Source organism: Bacillus sp. NPDC060175, assembly GCF_042728695.1.
GTDB lineage: Bacteria > Bacillota > Bacilli > Bacillales > Bacillaceae_G > Bacillus_A.
On sequence record NZ_JBHWYR010000053.1, the window covers coordinates 1 to 18,331 of the forward strand.

Here is an 18,331-nt window from a genome sequence, read left to right on the forward strand (position 1 = left end):
TATCATATATAATATTATGGGTAAATATTCAATAAATTTCCTTCCATTAAATCAAATATAGTTACACATAATTATAAAATATGATATAAGATTAATGAGAGGTGTTTTAAATGTTCACAAGCGAATTATGCTTACAAAATAAATTTATACAACTAAAAGAAACAGATTTAGATACAAACGAAAAAATCCTAACGGAGTTTAATGCACGTTTTGGAAATGTAGATATAGTTCAGGTAATTATTAACGATTCCAACTTACTAAGTTATGATCAAGCGAATTTACTTTCATCTTACCAGTGTGCTAAAGTATTAGCTTTTTTACACAAAAAAGCGATTCGTACCTTTAATCATCTACAAAAAAGTACGGATTATGGAGAAAAAACATTAAGCGCCATATTATCTAAGTTAATTAAGGCAAATATAGTTACAGAAATTAATTCGAATCGATATATTATATCTGAGGAATTTGAATTTCCTATATTACAATTCATATCTTATGAAGCAAAGTTACAAAAATGGAAAAAAGCCATACTCCAGGCTTCCATCAATAAAAAATTTTCATCTTATTCATATGTAGTTTTACCAATAGAATTAGCAAATAAATTAAAACAAAATAAATTAGACTACTTTCAAACCTATAATGTTGGACTAATTGGTGTTTCTAATAATAAAATCGAGCACCTATTTAATCCTAAAAAAGAAACTTTGAAATTTACGGTTAATCCTTCATTAATTTCTAGTATTGCCAAATATCAGTTGGAAACTTCAACTTTCTCTATTTCAACCCAATAAAAGAAGCTATTTAAATTATTAATAGCTTCTTTTATTATACTGCTTATAAAATAATAAAATTATCTTCCTGAAATCCATTTAAGGCATTCTTATAGTTCTCTATATGCCTACCGTTAACCCTTTGTAGTGGCTTCAATTCATTGTAACGGTTTATATGGGATTCTGCTGTATTAACTATTTCATTTACCAGCCTTAATTTTTCATCAATGCTTTCTTTATCAACAATTTCTTCAACAACTTTTTTCAAGGCTTCAAAATATTGTTGATAAATTTCATTTAAGTTTATACTTTCTATATTTCCTGAGTTTATTTTGTCATCTAGCTCACAATCACATAGAATACTTTCGTACATTTCATCCTTATGTTCATCAGGAATACTAAATATTTCATCTTCTATTGCTAATTCCACTAGCATTTTCATGGAAGTATATCTTTTCTTTTGCCTTCCCATACCATCAACTGGTTCTAAACCTTTTTGCTCCTTGTTAAAGTTCCTTAGCGAATAAAACCAGCCCGTACCAATCGCTTCAGCCCCAACAGCAAAATATAGGATACTTTCTATTCCAACATAACCAATGATAACTTTTAAACCAAGATTTTTTAAGTCATAAATGAATTGAAGCATATTTTGAAGTCGAGTAGGATTAAAATAATGCCTATGTTTATTATTATTTTCTCTATCAATAGTAATGTATATTCCATCAAAATTATTAGATATATCACTAAAATCATCCAAAAAGTCTGCAATATATGATTTATTTTCGAGCGCACTTTCACTAAAAATAACTGAGACGTATTTCTCAGCTTCTATTCCTCGATTAGATACACTCTCACTAAAAATTTCCCATATATCAAAGAGTTTATCAACTATTCTGTCATTAAAGCTATATAGATATAGTGATGGGGCCATCAATGCATCTACATCAAAATCCAATTGAAAATCTATAGCACTCTCCACTAGATTTTCAATATTGTTGGTGTTTCTTAAAAAAGCTCTATCTATATCTTGTTCGGGAAAATAAGAGAGATCATTCAATTTTTTAGGAATCGATCCAGAAAATTGTTTGTAATATACTTTTAAATCTACCATATTTTTCCCTAAAGAATAATCGCTATTCTCTTCTCTTACATCTTTAATTCTGCTTATAGTTTCTTCTCTTGGATCCCAAATTACACCATCTATTAACCTTTTAGCATAAAATCTATCTAACTTCGGCTTCCAAGCTGGACCATGTTGTGCAAAAATCATTATTCTTCCTCCTGACCCATTAGGTTTTCTAATTCATTTAATAGTTCATCTAAATTTGACCATCTTCTATGCCTTTGTTGTGTTGCTAATCTAGATATTACTTTACTAAATAATGTTACAGACTTAGAACTAGAATCTTTCTCTTTCCATAACTGGAATACATAATGCATATCCCGTATTTGTTTCATACCTATCGAACGAGTTTCTGGGAGAAATATTTCTATTGCAATTAAGCCCAATGGAAATAAATCTGTTCTAAAGTCCCATGTATAATCGGAAGCTCTTTTTTCTTGCTCAGGGGCCATATAATAAGGAGTTCCTATCGCCATTCTTGTACCAGTAAGCTTTTCCTCTTCATTTGATTTTACCAATCCAGCATCAATTATTTTAAAGTTATCTTGATGGTATATAATATTCCTTGGTGTTAAATCTCTATGTACATATCCACTATCATGCATTACTTTAACTTGATTAACCATTTGGAATAAAAATGTAATAATCGTATCAATATTTTGAGGATTTCGATACAACTCACTACTATTTAGCGTATCTCCCTCAAATCTTGTTTCAAAATAATAAATGAAACGATAATCCCCTTTTAATAACATTTGATGCTCTTCAAAAATCTCTAATTGGGGTAGAATAGGGCACCTTTTTGATGCGTTAAGCTCTCTAATAATTCTTTTTGATCTAGCTTCTATTTCATAATCGCGTTCTGATTCAAAATCATTATCTGTTATTTCTTTAAATGCCAATCTATTAAATGTAACATATGGTGAAACATCAACGAATTTAAGTATACTTATATTCCCAGTACTAAGGGTTACTTGAAATACCTGCCTTTGCCCACTTTTAGGTAACTTATTAATAGATGTTGCTATTAATCCTGTTTGTTGTAATATGTCCTGAACATCTGCATCAGTTATAATATATTGATCCATAATTTCTCCTTTACTAAAAAAATTAAAATTTAATTTTTACCCCTGTAATCCTTTTAGTATTTCTCACCTTAAATTTATTGTATCATATTTCCAATGTAGCATATTACTAAATACGCATGTTATGGTAATAAATAATTAATAAAAAAATCCCTTCAATAAGTTATAAGTCTATAACTTATTGAAGAGACCTTTAATTAAAAATACCCCATAAAAATTTCCATCTCAAACTTTCGCTTTACTATCACTTGTGGTACGGTTCACCGTAACTAATCTAAATGAGGTTATTGTTCATTATTTTCATAATTAAATTTAACAAAAAAGGTAGTGCCTTCCGAGCCTGTTTGAATTTCTATTTTCGCATTATGCCGGGCAGCAATAGCATAACATACGCCTAATCCCAATCCAGTTCCATTATCTTTGGTCGTGTAAAATGGAGTACCCAGTTTCTCTAATACTTCAGGCCTGATACCTTTTCCTTGATCCCGCACTGCAAGCACCACACAATTTCGACCTTCCTTGTAGGTGCTAATGGTTAGAACTTTCCCTGTGCCCATCGCTTCTAAGCCATTACGGTATAGGTTTATTAATAATTGCCGTATCTCATTACGATTTAAAAGTAATTCCGGAATGTCATTTGTATCGACTTGAATATATTTATTTTGATTATACGTATCAATTTTTATTAAAGGAATACTATCGTGGATAATTGAATTTAAATCTAACATCTGTAAATCCGATTTCTTTGTATTACCCATTGAGAGAAATTCCGTAATAATAGAATTGGAACGGTCAAGTTCTTCAATCATTAAATTAAAGTACTTATTATGTTTCTCATAGATGCTCTCTTCTTTTAATAACTGCAAAAACCCTCGTACTGTTGTCATTGGATTTCTAATCTCATGGCTGATACCTGCTGCCATTTGCCCTATTAAATCTATGTTGGATAACCTTTTCAATTCCTGCTCATATTGCTTTTTTTCCGTTATGTTTTTAAAAACACAACAAATACCATCATCATACGGGTATGCAATAACTTCGTGCCAATATTCATCAGAGATAGAAAAAGATTCGAAATGAACTGTAGTTCGCTCTGACATTGCACGATGAAATTCCTTATACATAACTGCGTCGACGCTACTCAGGAAAACATCCCATATATTCTTGCCTAATACATCTTTTGCTGTTTTTCTTTGTGGAAAATATTGATGCTTATTTACGTACGTAAATTCCCATTTATTATTCAAAGTAAAGAATCCATCCGTAATACTTTCAATCACACTTGTAACTTTTTCATTAGCAGCAGCTAGTTCTCTCGTTCGCTCTTCCACCATACTTTCAAGTTGATCCATATATAACAAGTTTGAAAACGTAGGAGCTGTGGCATCAACGATAGATTTTGCCAGTTGAATTTGGGAATTATCGTAATTGTGAGCTTTTCCCTCTTTGCCAACGACGATTACCCCTAATATTTCTCCCATTGAAACCAATGGAATCATCAGTAGACCCTTACTATCTATATTTTTTGTTTGAATAACCTCTTGGATCTTGGCTTCATAGCTTTTCTCCATCCAATCCGCTTCTGTCCAATCACAGTCCTTGCTTAACTTTGTTGTTTTAATCGTTGTTTTGTCTAGCGGATCTAAAAGGTGGGCAGCCATGTTTTTACTCTCTAAAATCTGTCCTAAGTAAAAAAAACATTTATCAAAACTCTCCTGTATCGAGGAACACATTGATAAATCACGGGTAACATCTAGTAATAGCTGCTTCTCGGCAATAAGGTTTTCCTTTTGTGTTAAATTATTTGCATTTTGAATTGCGACCGCAGCCATATTTACATAAGCTTCAACACTTTGAATCTCTGAATCTGTTAAGTTCATTGGAACTCCATAATCAAATAAAAAAACCAGACCAAATAACTCTTGTCCAAATGAGATAGGCAGGGCTAATAAGGACTTAATTTTGAACGCAGCAACTGGTCTCGGATCCGGCCGATGATCCTTTGATGTATCAGGAATATAAATGGTTTTTTTGGTTTCAATAACTTCTTTTGCCAGTAAGTCTATTTCAGGATCAATTACCTGAGTATCGAGCGTTACGCCATTTATGGTCTCTGGTTTTCCTGCAAAACCTCTAAATGTTCCATCTTCCTGAGGTAAATAAATTCCAACAGCGTTGCACCTAACAATCTCCTCTGATATCGCCATTGTTACACGCTGCAATACTTCACGTAGTTCTAATTTTGTATTTATTATTTTTGTTATATTCGCGAGCCTAGAATATCTCGTCTGATCACTTAACATTCACATAGCCTCCAAGTTATAGGCATAATAAAATAAACATGATAATATCAGTGAAAATCAAGACCAACCTGCCATTTTCAATTTTCTCCTGTATTCTTTTCTTACCCTTGTTTTACATAGAATACCTCACTTACTTATGATACGGTTCACCTTAATTAAAATGAAACAAACACTCATAAAATCGCTACACCCTATCCCCTCTAACTTTCAAAAGTTACACTGTTTCACTATCTCCATCCTTATCAACACTCGCCTCAAACTTATCAAGCAACGCACGCACTTCATCAGTTGATTTCGTGTTCATCAATTGATTTCTTAGTTCAGCAGCTCCAGGGAAGCCTTTTACATAAATTTTGAAGAAGCGATGAAGCCCTGTGATTGAGCGTGGTAGTACTTCTGCATATTGATCTTGAAGATCAAGCTGTAGTCTTAGAAGATCAAGGTGTTCTTTACTGCTATGTTCTCTTGGCTCTTTTTCAAAAGCAAATGGATTTTTAAAGATACCTCGTCCAATCATAACGCCATCAATACCGTATTTTTCAGCAAGTTCCATTCCAGTTTGACGATCAGGAATGTCTCCATTGATTGTTATTAGCGTATTTGGTGCAATGCGGTCACGTAATTTTTTAATTTCTGGAATTAGTTCCCAGTGCGCATCTACTTGGCTCATTTCTTCTCTTGTACGTAAGTGAATAGAAAGGTTCGCAATATCTTGTTTGAAAATGTGCGTTAACCAATCCTCCCACTCACTTAACTCTTTAAAGCCAAGTCGTGTTTTTACGCTGACAGGTAGTCCGCCCGCTTTTGCTGCTTGAATAAGTTCTGCCGCAACGTCTGGACGTAGAATAAGGCCACTACCTTTTCCTCTTGATGCTACATTCGGTACAGGGCAGCCCATATTAATATCGATACCTTTAAATCCTAGCTCTGCCATACCAATACTCATTTGGCGGAAATATTCAGGAGTATCTCCCCAAATATGCGCGACTATCGGCTGTTCATCTTCTGTAAAAATTAAACGGCCACGTACACTTTTCATACCTTCTGGATGACAATAGCTATCCGAGTTTGTAAACTCTGTGAAAAATACATCTGGGCAACCAGCTTCACTTACTACGTGACGAAAAACAACGTCTGTCACATCTTCCATTGGTGCAAGTACAAAAAACGGTCGTGGTAAATTATCCCAAAAATTATCTATCATTTCAAATTCAAATCCTCTCAATATGAATACAATTTCAAACTCTCAATTTAAAAATATAAAGCCAAATAGCAAAAGTACATTTGGACATTTATATTTTGTGAAAATCAGCAATATTCATTTTAACTAAAATCGTTGCTGAATGGTATTTTTATAAACCAAAAAGCAGGTGGTATAGATTTTTTCTATATCAACTGCTTTTCTATTATACCAACTTAAGCCAAGCCACACACTCTACGTGAGTCGTATGCGGGAACATATCAACAGGCTGTACTTCCTGTGTTTTATATCCGCCTTCTTCTAGTACTTTTAAGTCGCGTGCTAATGTTGCTGGGTTACATGATACGTATACGACGCGTTTTGGCTTCATATCGATGATTGTGTTTAGTAATGCTTCGTCACAGCCTTTACGCGGTGGGTCTACGACCATTGTGTCGGCAATTACGCCTTCTTTGTACCATTTTGGAATGACTACTTCTGCTTCTCCTACGCCAAATTCAGCATTTGTCATGTTGTTTAGTGCTGCGTTTCGGTTTGCGTCCTCGATTGCTTCTGGAACAATTTCAACACCGTATACTTTTTTCGCTTTTTGCGCTAGGAATAAGGAGATTGATCCGATTCCGCAATAGGCATCGATTACTGTTTCGTTACCATTTAACTTTGCGTATTCTAACGTTTTATCGTATAGCACTTTCGTTTGTTCTGGGTTTACTTGATAGAATGAACGTGCTGAAATCGCAAATTTAATGTCACCGATAAAGTCATAAATATATTCTGATCCGTACAGTACTGTCGTTTTGTCTCCGAAAATAACGTTTGTACGTTTCGTGTTTACGTTTTGAACGATTGATTTTACTTCTGGGAATTTCGCTGCGATTTCTTCAATGATTGCTTCTTTATTTGGCAGTTCAACTGTACGTGTAATGAAGACAAGCATAATCTCCCCTGTTACTTGTCCGTAGCGAGCCATTACGTGGCGAAGTGTTCCTTTGTTACGCTCTTCGTTATACGCCGAAATACCGTTTTTTTCACAAATACGTTTTACTTCTTGAATTAATGTATCGTTTTCTTCCGCCTGAATTAAGCATGATTCCATATTAATAATGTCATGCGTTCCTTGACGATAGAAACCAGCTACAAGTCCACCTTCGCGTTCTCCAATTGGTACTTGTGCTTTATTACGGTATACCCACGGGTTCTTCATGCCCAGTACAGGATGAACAGGAACATCGCTTAATCCGCCGATGCGCTGCATAACGTCACGTACTTGTTTCTCTTTCGCTTTTAATTGTCCTTCGTACGTTAAGTGCTGAAGCTGGCAACCTCCGCACTCGTTGTACACGGGGCATTCTGCATCTTTACGATATGGACTTTCTTGATGAAGCTTCATTAAACGACCAAACGCGAAGTTTTTCTTCACTTTAATAATTTTAATTTGCGCTTCCTCACCTGGTAATCCGTTTTTTACGAAAATAGGATATCCCTTCACTTTCGCAACACCGGCACCATCATGTGTTAAATCTTCAAACACTACATCTATAAACTCGTTTTTTTCAACTGGTGGCGTCATTTTTGTACTCATTTTCCGACCTCTCTTTTTCATAACACTGCGTTACATTTTATCATACTTATATGGTCTATTTCTATTGGAAGAAAAAAAGCTATTGACGATAGTTCTCTAGTAATGTTACGCTACTACTAATTTAATACGGACGATGTTACCTCATATATAGTCGATAATATGGATCGAGAGTTTCTACCCGGCAACCTTAAATTGCTGGACTATGGGGAAAACTAATGAATATTAGCCTATGTATAAAAAAGACTCCTATTGATTAGCTTTCTCTTATAGATGAAAGTGAATCAATAGGAGTCTTTTTTTTATTTTTCAAAAAGGTCAGACATCTTACGTATGACATGAAACTTCCATTACTTTATTTTTAGTAATATAACGAGCGTTTTATGTAAAAACTTTATACGAACTTCTGAAAGGGGCAACTACATGCAATATGTAATGAGCATTATCGGTATTCTTGTCGTTTTAGGTTTATGCTTTGCTTTGTCAAACAATAGAAGTAAAATCAACTTCCGTGCAATTGCTATTATGATTGGTTTCCAAATTTTAATCGGTTGGTTTATGTTTGGCACAAAGATCGGACAGCAAATTATCATCTTCATTGGTAAAGTTTTCAACAAACTAATTAAACTTGGTACGACAGGTGTCGATTTTCTCTTTAATGGAATTCAAAGAGATTTTGTCTTTTTCTTAAATGTATTATTAATTATCGTATTTTTCTCAGCACTACTTTCTATCTTTAGTTATTTAGGTGTTTTACCATTCATCGTTCGTATTGTCGGCGGTGCACTTTCAAAAATTACTGGTTTACCACGCGTTGAATCATTCCACGCAGTAAATTCTGTATTCTTCGGTTCAAGTGAAGCGTTAATCGTTATTAAAAATGATTTACAACATTTTAATAAAAACCGTATGTTTATCATTTGTTGTTCTGCGATGAGCTCAGTTTCTGCTTCTGTTACAGCATCATACGTTATGATGTTAGATGCGAAATATGTATTAGCGGCTCTTCCGCTAAACTTATTCTCAAGCTTAATCGTTTGTTCGTTATTAACACCAGTTGATACGAAAAAAGAAGACGAAGTGATTCAAAAATTTGATAGAAACCTATTCGGAGATAGCTTTATCGGCGCTATGATTAACGGTGCGCTTGATGGGTTAAAAGTAGCTGGTATCGTTGCTGCATTAATGATTGCCTTCATTGGTGTTATGGAAGTTGTAAACTACGTAATTAGCGCTGCTTCAGGTGCAATGGGATATGCTGTTACTTTACAACAAATCTTCGGTTATATACTTTCTCCATTCGCATTCTTAATGGGTATTCCAACTCAAGATATTATCCCAGCTGGTGGTATTATGGGTACGAAGATTGTCTTAAATGAATTCGTAGCAATCCTTGATTTAAAAGGCGCTGCTGCAACATTATCTCCACGTACAGTTGGAATCGTTACAGTATTCTTAATTAGCTTCGCGAGTATTAGCCAAATTGGTGCGATTGTTGGTACAATCCGTGCCCTTTCTGAAAAACAAGGAAGCATCGTATCTAAATTTGGTTGGAAAATGCTATTTGCATCAACACTTGCTTCTATTTTATCTGCAACAATCGCTGGATTGTTTATTTAATAAAAAATCACCTTACTCGTTAAAGTAAGGTGATTTTTTGATTCTTTATGAAACCGAACGGAATTCAACTACTTCCTCTTTACTAATAAGCTTTCCTTCGTGTATACCTTTTACTGAAATATCAATAACAGATTTATTCTCTCCTTCAAGCTTGCCTAAGGAAAATAAATAGATTAAATCTTTTTTTTGTAACATCCATTGCTTGCCATTCACTGGACCTAATATTCTTTTTTCTGAAGATGGTTTTGTTTCTCCAACATACTGACATTCTCCAAAAGAAGTTTTTATTATATTCTTCTCTGTATCAATTACTAGCTGCTGAAATAGCTCCAGATTTTTACTTGAAACAATTTCTATCTCATGGTTACTTTTTTGCTTAAATTTAAGTTTTCCATCACTTGTATTAGATAAACTACTATTCTCAACGGCATTTCTAAAAAAATTATATTCTTCTTCTGTAATACCAAAATTCGGGTGATAAGGCTTCACCTGCTTATCTATATGCCCCGATATGTAGTTTACATACCACTCTTTATCATTTTTTACATGATCACTCATTTTTTTAGTAATAACCTCTACTTTTTTACGGGTATCACGATCCATCTCAATCGTCATAATATCCGCCGTAACTTCCGCGTTCATCAGATGCTTTGGAATATACTCTTCCACACTATTCGCCTTACTCACTTCACTTTGGCAACCGACTATGAATAACGATATGAGCAGAATATATACTATTTTTTTATATTTCATTTCTGTTCTCCACTCCGTACATCAGTATTACTTTCATTTATACCGGTTCTTATTATAGTTTAAAATCCTGATATTTTAATAGAAACTACTCTAAATATGCAAAATTGCATATTAATAAACCTTCCTCTTACTTTAAAATTAGCTTAAATAATTTACCAAAATATACAAATCACAAATATAGAATGTTATAATTTGTAAAAAAAAGAAAAAACACATTGGAGGATATTATGAAAACCCACGCTCTTTTCGACTTCTTACATTTACTAGCTTTAAGCATGAAAAGCTATTATGTATGGGGAATGCCGATCTATGTCTTCATTATTCCTCTTATCTTTGTGGTCGGTTATATTATTATCAATTCTAATAAAAAACGAAAGAATACATCTATTCAAAGTCACTAATCTATCGCTCTAATAGCTCCCCCTAAAAATCATATTCCCCTCATTTTCTTCAAATGATATGATGAACAAGGGTATATCCCCACCTCTCTTATAGCGGTGGGGATTTTAATGTAAGTATGCAACATAATACACAATAGAAGGTGATTTCATGAGAAAATACGCAGCGATTGCTTTATGTACGTCTGCCATTCTAGCAGGCTGTAACACAAATAATGCTAGCCCAGAACCAGCAAAAGAGAAAAAGGTACAGGAAGTAAAAAAACAAGCAGAGACTGTACAAACACAAGGTAAAATTTCTTATAATCCAATTACGCACGAATCTACAAACGCAAATATTCATATTACAGACATAAAAGATTCTTTAACCGAAGTACAATATAAAATTTGGCGCACTGCTGATGGAAAGGAAAGTGCTAAATCCTTTTCTTCTAAAGAAAAAAATCAACAATTTACATTTCCCTTTGATATAAAAGAATTTGAAGGAAAACGCGGTGAGTACCAAATTGAAGCAACAGGAACAACAGAGGGCGGAAAAGCTATTCCACTTACGAAATCTACTATTACTTTCGAGCAAAAAGTTCCTGTTCTTATGTACCACGCAATTGATGATTATCATGGACAAGGTATTAAAGATTTATTCGTATCGCCTGCTAACTTTGAAGCACAAATGAAGTATTTAAAAGACAATGGTTATACATTATTAACATTTGAACGCTGGAGCGATATAAATAAAGTAAACAAGCCGATTTTCGTTACATTTGATGACGGTATGAAAAATAATATGAATGCATTTCATGTTTTACAAAAACTAAAAGACGATAAATTTAAACCAGCAGCAACAGAATATATGATTGTTGATAACGTTGATGTGGAAGGCGCTCTTTCTACATCTGAAATAAAAGAAATGGTTGATTCAGGTATTTTTTCTGTACAATCTCACACAGCAACACACGCAGACTTGCCGAAAATTACAAACTATGACGAAGAGTTAAAAGGATCAAAAGAAAAGCTAGAAAAAATAACAGGTAAGCCTGTTATCGCAATTGCTTATCCATTCGGTCATGTAGATGATAAAGTTGTCGCAGAAACAAAGAAACACTATCAATTTGCAACAACAACGAAGCCTGGACAATTCATTACGAAGGGTGAACCTGATGAGTTGTTAAAAATGAAGCGTGTTCGCATACACCATACAACGACTGTAGAACAATTTGCTTCTTCGATTAAATAACTATTAGAGCTCAATACATTTTGAGCTCTCTTTTTACGTTATATTTATATATATTTTTAGAATTTTCTTGTATTATATATAGTAAGAAATCTTTCAAACTAAAGGAGATTATACATATGTCATTTGAACAAACGTTAGAGAAATATGCTGCCCTTGCAGTCAATGTTGGTGTTAATATTCAACCCGGACAAACTTTATCAATCAGTGCACCTCTTGAGGCTGTACAGTTTGTACGCCTCGTTACAGAAAAAGCATATAAATCTGGTGCAAAACACGTATATGTTGATTGGAATGATGAGACGTTAACACGCTTAAAGTTCGATCTAGCTCCTGAAGAAGCTTTCTCTGAATTCCCTTCTTGGAAAGCACATGCTCGTGAAGAATTAGCAAAAGAAGGCGCTGCATTTATGTCCATCTATGCAGAGAATCCTGATCTATTAAAAGGTGTAGAACCAAAGAAAATTGCAACAGCTCATAAAGTAGCTGGAGAAGCGATGAAAGTATACCGTGATTATGTGCAAGCAGATAAAGTAAGCTGGTGCGTAATTTCTGTTCCTACGAAAGAATGGGCTGCAAAAGTATTCCCTGACGTAGCGCCAGAAGAACAAGAAACAAAACTATGGGATGCTATCTTCAAAGCTACTCGTGCTGATTTAGAAAATCCTGTGGAAGCATGGAAAGAACATGATGAAACACTACATACAAAAGTAGATTACTTAAACGAAAAACATTATAAAGCTCTTCACTATACAGGCCCTGGAACAGACTTAACAATCGAACTTCCAGAGAAGCATGTATGGGCTGGTGCTGGTAGCTTAAATGAAAAGAACGTAGCATTTATGGCTAACATTCCAACTGAAGAGGTATTTACAATGCCTCTTAAAACAGGTGTGAACGGCCAAGTATCCAGCACAAAACCGTTAGCATTTGCAGGTAATATTATCGATAACTTTACATTAACATTCGAAAACGGACGTATCGTAGACTATAAAGCTGAATCTGGTGAAGAGGCTTTAAAACATTTAGTAGAAACAGATGAAGGTTCTCACTTCTTAGGCGAAGTAGCTTTAGTACCTCATGATTCACCAATTTCAAACACAAATATTTTATTCTACAATACGCTATTTGATGAAAATGCATCTTGCCACCTTGCAATCGGAAATGCTTATGCATTTAACTTAATTGGCGGAAAAACAATGTCTAAAGAAGAACTTGCTGAAAATGGCGCAAACGCTAGTATTACACACGAAGACTTCATGATTGGATCAGCTGAGCTTGATATCGACGGCATTACAGCTGATGGAAGACATGAGCCGATCTTCCGTAAAGGTAACTGGGCGTTTTAATAAAAATAAAAGGCTATCTTCCACGCCGGAAGATAGCCTTTTATGATGCCGATGACACTTTCAGTCCAATTACTCCTAAAACAATAAAGAGAATACAAAATGCTTGGAATAAATTAATATGCTCTTTAAAAAAGTACACACTAATGATTGTAATAAGTAGCGTTCCCACACCAGACCAAATTGCATAAGCAATGCTTAAATGAATCTTTTTAACAACGATAGCAAACACGCTGAAACAAATTCCATAGAATACGAAAATAAGTACACTTGGAACAAGCTTTGTTAAACCGTTCGATAACTTCATCGCAATCGTTCCAGCTACTTCAAAAATAATTGTTACGAGTAATAATAGCCAATATACCATACTAGAATCTCCTTCTCTGTTACCTTATAGAGATTCTAGTATACTACTTATAGTCCTAACGAAATATATTTAATTTCTAAATATTCCTCGATACCGAAATGGCCTCCTTCACGGCCGATACCACTTTCTTTAAAGCCTCCAAATGGTGCTTGTGCAACTGATGGAAGGCCATCGTTTAAGCCGATAATTCCGTACTCTAACGCTTCACTAATTTGGAATGCTTGGCTAATATCTTTTGTGAAAATATAAGCAGCCAAGCCATATGGTGTATTATTTGCTCGTTCGATTACTTCTTCAACTGTTTTAAATTTCGCAACTGGTGCAACCGGTCCAAATGTTTCTTCATTCATACAAAGCATCGTGTCATTTGCCAATCCAATTACTGTTGGCTGAATGAAATAACCATCTAACTCTGCAAATTTATGGCCACCGTATAAAACTTCTCCGCCCTTTTGAATTGCATCTTCAATATGTTCTTGTACTTTCGAAACTGCATTCGCATCAATAAGTGGACCTACAGTTGTTCCTTCGCCGAATCCATCTCCGACTTTAAGCTGCTCTACAGCTGTTGTGAACTTCCCTGCAAATTCTTCATACACTTCTTCTTGAACAAAGATGCGGTTTGTACATATACACGTTTGTCCTGCGTTACGGAATTTCGAACCAATTACCGCTTCTACCGCCTTATCTAAATCAGCATCATTCATAACAATAAATGGAGCGTGACCACCTAATTCAAGCGAAACCTTTTTCATCGTTTGCGCAGCGCTAGCCATTAATTCTTTTCCAATTTCAGTTGATCCTGTAAAGGAAACTTTTCGAACGCGCTCATCTTCCATCCACGTATCAGCAATTGCTTTTGCACTACCTGTTACAATATTTATTACACCTTTTGGAATATCTGCTTCATGTGCTAATTCAACTAACTTCAATGCAGTTAATGGCGTTTGACTCGCTGGTTTCACAACTGCCGTACAGCCTGCTGCAAGTGCTGGAGCTACCTTTCTCGTAATCATAGCAGCCGGGAAATTCCAAGGCGTAATAGCTGCCATAACCCCAACTGGTTGCTTCATAACTAAAATACGCTTATTCGGATGAGAAGCAGGAATCATTTCACCGTATATTCGCTTTCCTTCTTCTGCGTACCATTCAACAAAACTATTTGCATAATTCACTTCACCAAGTGCTTCTGCAAACGGCTTCCCTTGCTCTCTCGTCATGATTGCTGCAATTTCTTCTTTATTTTCATCAATGAGCGTGAACCATTTTTTTAACTTTACTGCGCGATCCGCTGCCGTTAATTTTGACCATAATTTAAAAGCCTCATGTGCAGCATCAACTGCTTGCTTTGCCTCTGTAATCCCGCCCTTTGGTACAGTTGCAAATACTTCCTTTGTCGCTGGATTATTCACTTCGATTTGTTCTTGCAGTGTAATCCACTCACCATTTATATACATCGCTTTTTTCTCTAAGTTTACGAACGTCGCTTTTTTATCCAATGTTTTCTTCCTCCTCTATGAACTTCTTAATCTTCCTAGTAGCAGCAGATTGACTTATTTGTAAAAACTCAGCCACTTTATAACTTGATCCATACGTTTTATACGCTTTAAGAATAATATTTCTCTCTACCTCTTCCAGCATTCTATAAAGACTTTGTCCGGATTGTTCAACTGTGGCCTCTTGCATAGATAGTGGCAAATCTTCTACCATTACAAAATCATCTGCAGTGATAACAATTCGTTCAATTACATTTTCAATCTCTCTATTATTTCCTTCCCAAGGGTACCCTACAAACATTTGTAACGTACTAGGAGCTAACTTTACATCCCGTCCGTACTTTTTATTAAAATGCTGTAAATAATGATAGATGAGCGGCAAAATGTCTTCTGTTCTCTCCCGAAGTGGTGGAATTGAAATTGGAATGACATTCAGACGATAGTATAAATCTTTCCGGAATGTTCCTTGTTTCACCATCGTACTTAAATCTCTATTTGTTGCCGCTACAATTCTAACGTCCACCTTTTTTAATTCTCTTCCGCCTATAGGACGAAACGTTTTTTCTTGCAATACTTGCAAAAGCTTCGCTTGAATTTCAAGCGGCATTTCACCAATTTCATCTAAGAAAAGGGTTCCTTTATGCGCTGATTCTAATAGCCCCTTTTTCCCTTCACGATTTGCACCTGTAAAAGACCCACCTGAATATCCAAAAAGCTCAGATTCGATTAAATTCGTCGGCAATGCCGCACAATTAATTTCATAGAAACTTTCATTCTTCCGGTGACTCACTTCATGCAAATGGCGTACTAATCGGCTTTTCCCCACTCCAGTCTCACCTAATACGAGAACAGTACTATCTACTACTGATACTTTTTTTATTGTTTCGATTATTTTTTGCATAGCGATACTTTTAAAAATAAGTCCTTCGTGTTCATATGTTTCTCTTAATTCTTTTTTATATGTTTTTAACTGATTATCCATTTCCTCTACCTTTTGACGTAATTGATAGAGTTCTGTAAGATCACGAGAATAACTAATCACTCTTCTTAAATTTCCCTCATCATCAAAAACAGGCCTTGTACGAACATGCAAATACTCTCCTGATTTCGTTGTTTGAACAAGTTCAACTGGCCTTTTCTTTTCAATTACTTCTAACGTTGCAGACGGATAAAAAACCCCTTCTTTCTGTAGTTCTTTTACATGCTTTCCTACTAATTCCTTAGCAGAGAGCTGGTAATGTCTTTCACACATGCTATTTACACGTACAACGATTCCTTTATCATCCGTAACAAAAATTTCGTCAAATGCATATTCAAATACATCTTGTAAATCCATCAACATTCGTTCCTTTTCTGCAACCATCCTAGCCACCCCTTACTTTAAATCCATCGATTCACTTCACTACCTTTATTATAAAGTGAATTTTCTGCATTTTATATAGAGTAAGCTAGAATGTTTTCAATTTGTTATTTATACAAATCTATTTATATTTTTCAGCACATAATTCGCTGCCTTGAAAAATACAGAATGCCATCGCAACCACACCCTCACTTTGTTTTAGTTTGGCATGGAGCAGGAAAAGGGGCTGACCGATTCTATGCATGGCCAGATGCTCTCTTTCGCCTAAAAAGAAAAGCTTTATGTCCTTTTTTAAGTTATCCCAATTCTTTATACACGAGCGATATTTGCTTGCTCATAACAAGCTTGCAATGATTCTTCAATTATTGTTAAACCTTCCTCAAGTTGCTCATCTGTAATCACTAATGGCATTAACACACGAATAACATTTCCATATGTTCCTGCTGATAGTAGAAGTAATCCATGCTTATTTGCTTCTGCACATAAATTAGACGCTAATGTTTTATCAGGCGCTTTCGTCTTGCGATCTTGAACGAGCTCGAATGCACACATTGCCCCTAAGCCACGCACATCACCGATGCAATTATATTTGTTTTTCATCTCTTGGAATCGGTTCATTACGACTTTCCCTACTTCTATCGCTCTATCATTTAATTTCTCTTTTTCTATTACATCAAGCACAGCTAATGCAGCCGCACATCCTAGTGGGCTTCCTGCATATGTTCCGCCCAGTTCTCCCGGTGCAGACTCATTCATAATTTCTTTACGCCCAATCACGCCGCTTATCGGTACACCAGCACCTAATGATTTAGATACCGTAATTAAGTCTGGAACGACATCATAATGATCAATTGCAAAGTATTTTCCGGTACGACTAAAGCCTGTTTGAATTTCATCAGCTACAAATAAAATACCGTGCTCTGAACAAATGCTGCGTACTTCTTGAACGAATTTCTTACTTGGAACGATAAATCCGCCTTCCCCTTGAACAGGTTCCATTACAACTGCTGCAATTGTTTCTGGTGCTACTTCTGATATGAAGAAGTTCTTGAACTCTTCAATGATGAAGTCATCATACTGCTCTTCTGTTAAACCTTCTGGGCGACGGTATTCATATGGGAATGGCGCTTTATATACTTCTGGAGCAAATGGGCCAAATCCAAATTTATATGGTTTTACTTTACTTGTCATCGTCATTGTCATTAATGTACGCCCATGAAATCCTTTAGAAAATGCGATAATTCCAGGTCTCTTCGTATATTTACGAGCAATCTTCACTGCATTTTCAACCGCTTCTGCCCCACTATTTAAAAACAGCACTTGTTTATCGAAATTACCTGGCGCTAATGCGGCCAGCTTTTCTGCCAATTCAATATACGGCTCATACATCATCACATTAAATCCAGTATGAATATATTGATCTACTTGTTTATGAAGCGCTTCTTTAACAGCTGGATGACAGTGTCCTACATTAATTGTCCCAATTGCTCCTGCGAAATCAATGTACTGATTTCCATCCACATCTGTTACGAGTGCACCATTTGCAGACTGTACAAATGTTGGAATACCATTACTTACTCCTTTTGGTACTATATTTTGGCGGCGTTCTAATAAAGACGCTGCTTTCGGTCCTGGAATTTGTTCATTTACTTTAGCAAATTTTTTTGTGTTCATTGCGTACCCCATCCTTTTCTATACA

14 protein-coding genes and 1 riboswitch are annotated in these 18,331 nt (G+C 35.2%); of the genes, 4 read left to right on the forward strand and 10 right to left on the reverse strand.

What is annotated here, in order from left to right; translation table 11 throughout:
* Positions 1 to 110 precede the first annotated feature (110 nt).
* The gene (locus ACFWDE_RS22050) at positions 111 to 791 is read left to right on the forward strand and encodes a hypothetical protein (protein WP_377894703.1); all 681 of its coding nucleotides are present in this window, start codon (positions 111 to 113) and stop codon (positions 789 to 791) included.
* Positions 792 to 834: 43 nt separating this feature from the next.
* Here the strand turns inward: ACFWDE_RS22050 and ACFWDE_RS22055 are convergent, their stop codons facing one another.
* From ACFWDE_RS22055 to rlmD, 5 genes are all read right to left on the reverse strand, one after another.
* The gene (locus tag ACFWDE_RS22055) at positions 835 to 2,040 is read right to left on the reverse strand and encodes a hypothetical protein (protein ID WP_377894705.1); all 1,206 of its coding nucleotides are present in this window, start codon (positions 2,038 to 2,040) and stop codon (positions 835 to 837) included.
* Positions 2,040 to 2,981, reverse strand: coding sequence for a protein kinase domain-containing protein (locus ACFWDE_RS22060; protein ID WP_377894707.1), 942 nt, complete (start codon positions 2,979 to 2,981; stop codon positions 2,040 to 2,042). Before ACFWDE_RS22060 ends, ACFWDE_RS22055 begins: the two co-directional genes overlap by 1 nt.
* Positions 2,982 to 3,262: 281 nt before the next feature.
* A complete protein-coding gene (locus tag ACFWDE_RS22065) occupies positions 3,263 to 5,281 on the reverse strand; it encodes a GAF domain-containing sensor histidine kinase (protein ID WP_377894709.1) in 2,019 nt (672 codons plus the stop codon).
* A gap of 214 nt (positions 5,282 to 5,495) precedes the next feature.
* Positions 5,496 to 6,485: a tRNA dihydrouridine synthase gene (locus tag ACFWDE_RS22070; RefSeq protein ID WP_377894710.1), complete on the reverse strand. Its 990-nt coding sequence runs from the start codon at positions 6,483 to 6,485 to the stop codon at positions 5,496 to 5,498.
* Between the two features lie 202 nt (positions 6,486 to 6,687).
* Positions 6,688 to 8,064 carry a 23S rRNA (uracil(1939)-C(5))-methyltransferase RlmD gene (gene rlmD, locus ACFWDE_RS22075; protein WP_377894712.1) on the reverse strand — a complete coding sequence of 459 codons (1,377 nt, stop codon included), beginning with the start codon at positions 8,062 to 8,064 and terminating at the stop codon, positions 6,688 to 6,690.
* 121 nt (positions 8,065 to 8,185) lie between these two features.
* Positions 8,186 to 8,287, forward strand: a riboswitch (purine riboswitch).
* Positions 8,288 to 8,484: 197 nt separating this feature from the next.
* On the opposite strand from rlmD, the gene ACFWDE_RS22080 reads away from it, so the two are divergent.
* Positions 8,485 to 9,681: a NupC/NupG family nucleoside CNT transporter gene (locus tag ACFWDE_RS22080; protein ID WP_377894713.1), complete on the forward strand. Its 1,197-nt coding sequence runs from the start codon at positions 8,485 to 8,487 to the stop codon at positions 9,679 to 9,681.
* 45 nt (positions 9,682 to 9,726) lie between these two features.
* On the opposite strand, the gene ACFWDE_RS22085 is transcribed toward ACFWDE_RS22080, so the two are convergent.
* Positions 9,727 to 10,434 carry a hypothetical protein gene (locus tag ACFWDE_RS22085; RefSeq protein WP_219916948.1) on the reverse strand — a complete coding sequence of 236 codons (708 nt, stop codon included), beginning with the start codon at positions 10,432 to 10,434 and terminating at the stop codon, positions 9,727 to 9,729.
* 549 nt (positions 10,435 to 10,983) lie between these two features.
* On the opposite strand from ACFWDE_RS22085, the gene ACFWDE_RS22090 reads away from it, so the two are divergent.
* Positions 10,984 to 12,066: a polysaccharide deacetylase family protein gene (locus tag ACFWDE_RS22090; RefSeq protein WP_377894715.1), complete on the forward strand. Its 1,083-nt coding sequence runs from the start codon at positions 10,984 to 10,986 to the stop codon at positions 12,064 to 12,066.
* Positions 12,067 to 12,182: 116 nt separating this feature from the next.
* A complete protein-coding gene (locus ACFWDE_RS22095) occupies positions 12,183 to 13,412 on the forward strand; it encodes an aminopeptidase (RefSeq protein ID WP_002169285.1) in 1,230 nt (409 codons plus the stop codon).
* 40 nt (positions 13,413 to 13,452) lie between these two features.
* Here the strand turns inward: ACFWDE_RS22095 and ACFWDE_RS22100 are convergent, their stop codons facing one another.
* The 4 genes from ACFWDE_RS22100 to gabT form a co-directional block, all read right to left on the reverse strand.
* Positions 13,453 to 13,776 (reverse strand): DMT family transporter, encoded by a 324-nt coding sequence (locus ACFWDE_RS22100; RefSeq protein WP_000263259.1) that lies wholly within the window; start codon positions 13,774 to 13,776, stop codon positions 13,453 to 13,455.
* A gap of 47 nt (positions 13,777 to 13,823) precedes the next feature.
* On the reverse strand, positions 13,824 to 15,275 hold the full coding sequence (gabD, locus tag ACFWDE_RS22105; protein WP_002091321.1) for an NADP-dependent succinate-semialdehyde dehydrogenase: 1,452 nt from the start codon (positions 15,273 to 15,275) through the stop codon (positions 13,824 to 13,826).
* Positions 15,268 to 16,635 carry a sigma-54 interaction domain-containing protein gene (locus tag ACFWDE_RS22110; RefSeq protein WP_377894717.1) on the reverse strand — a complete coding sequence of 456 codons (1,368 nt, stop codon included), beginning with the start codon at positions 16,633 to 16,635 and terminating at the stop codon, positions 15,268 to 15,270. Before ACFWDE_RS22110 ends, gabD begins: the two co-directional genes overlap by 8 nt.
* Before the next feature lie 306 nt (positions 16,636 to 16,941).
* The gene (gabT, locus tag ACFWDE_RS22115; RefSeq protein ID WP_002124901.1) at positions 16,942 to 18,306 is read right to left on the reverse strand and encodes a 4-aminobutyrate--2-oxoglutarate transaminase; all 1,365 of its coding nucleotides are present in this window, start codon (positions 18,304 to 18,306) and stop codon (positions 16,942 to 16,944) included.
* Between the last annotated feature and the right edge of the window lie 25 nt (positions 18,307 to 18,331).